The 1164-nt window shown below is 27.9% G+C and carries 2 protein-coding genes and 4 tRNA genes; all 6 read right to left on the bottom strand.

Going from position 1 to position 1164, the window contains the following annotated elements:
• A partial coding sequence (locus JFN88_RS10940) for a hypothetical protein (protein ID WP_199019334.1) occupies nucleotides 1-335 on the bottom strand: 335 nt, incomplete at its 3' end.
• A gap of 101 nt (nucleotides 336-436) precedes the next feature.
• Nucleotides 437-509 (bottom strand) — tRNA-Arg (locus JFN88_RS10935).
• Nucleotides 500-676: a 50S ribosomal protein L32 gene (locus tag JFN88_RS25410; RefSeq protein WP_369123008.1), complete on the bottom strand. Its 177-nt coding sequence runs from the start codon at nucleotides 674-676 to the stop codon at nucleotides 500-502. Before JFN88_RS25410 ends, JFN88_RS10935 begins: the two co-directional genes overlap by 10 nt.
• Before the next feature lie 47 nt (nucleotides 677-723).
• Nucleotides 724-807: transfer RNA gene (locus tag JFN88_RS10925), tRNA-Leu, on the bottom strand.
• Between the two features lie 56 nt (nucleotides 808-863).
• Nucleotides 864-948 (bottom strand) — tRNA-Tyr (locus tag JFN88_RS10920).
• Nucleotides 949-991: 43 nt separating this feature from the next.
• A tRNA-Ser gene (locus JFN88_RS10915) sits at nucleotides 992-1080 on the bottom strand.
• Between the last annotated feature and the right edge of the window lie 84 nt (nucleotides 1081-1164).

The following is a 1164-nucleotide window of genomic DNA, read 5'->3' as shown; positions in this document are numbered from 1 at the left end:
AAATAATTTAAAGAAAAATCTTTGAATTTTTTTAAATTCTTAATGGATGAAATTTTAAAAGAAATAATTTCTTTCTTTAAAAATTTAAATATAAATTCTGATAAAGTTTCCTTTTTATTTTCATCATTATCTGCAAGTAAATAAACATCTAAAAAATTATCTACGTATTTCATTACTGGATTATATCCAGAATCTTCAAGAAAAAAAGCAAGATCATGACGCAATAAAAAAGAATACATTTCGGCTTCTTGCCATTTTTTTTTTAAATACATAAGATTTAATTCGTTTTGAAATAAAGCTCGATTTAAAGCAAATTCTAAATATTTAGTTGACATAAATAAAAACAAATAAATTAATAGCTACACATTATAAAATAAATGCTAGAAATCAAAAGAAGAACAAACACATATACATATATATTATATATAAATATAAATGTGTTTGGAGGGAGTTGAACCCCCGACCTTATGGTTCGTAGCCATACACTCTAGCCACTGAGTTACAAACACCAAGAAAGAAAAATATTTTTCATTAATTGATTTAATATTATTTTTTCTTTCTTTAAATTAGAAAAATATTTATTTGAGTATTTTTGATGTTTAAATATTTTAATTTTCCAAACATATCTTCTTTGGTTTCTTTTTGATTTAGACATTTTCTTCTTTTGAACTGGCATTATTAAATTGAAAAAAGGTTTCATTTTAAGGTTTTATTTTATAAAGGTAGGGACAGAGAGACTTGAACTCTCACGATTACTAAATCGACGGATTTTAAGTCCGTTGCGTCTACCAATTCCGCCATATCCCCTGTTTTTATAAAATAAAAATAAAATGAACTATATAATATTTAGTATTGATTAGAGGTGGGCCGAGCTGGATTCGAACCAGCGTAGATTATCACATCATCGGATTTACAGTCCGACCCCATTAACCACTCGGGCACCGACCCAACTTTAACGAATATTAAATATTATATATATAACTAAAAAATGAGGAAAAAAAGGGATTCGAACCCTTGATAAGCTGCTAAGCTTATGTCAGTTTTCAAAACTGATGCAATCGACCACTCTGCCATTTTTCCGATTTTTTTTATTTATACTCCTTTACAATTTAAAAGAGCGGATAGCGGGAATCGAACCCGCGCCTTTTGCTTGGAAGGCAAATA

This window comes from Paenibacillus roseus (genome assembly GCF_016424485.1).
In the GTDB taxonomy this organism is placed as follows: Bacteria; Bacillota; Bacilli; order Paenibacillales; family Paenibacillaceae; genus Paenibacillus_D; species Paenibacillus_D roseus.
This window is presented reverse-complemented; position numbering and strand designations above follow the sequence as displayed.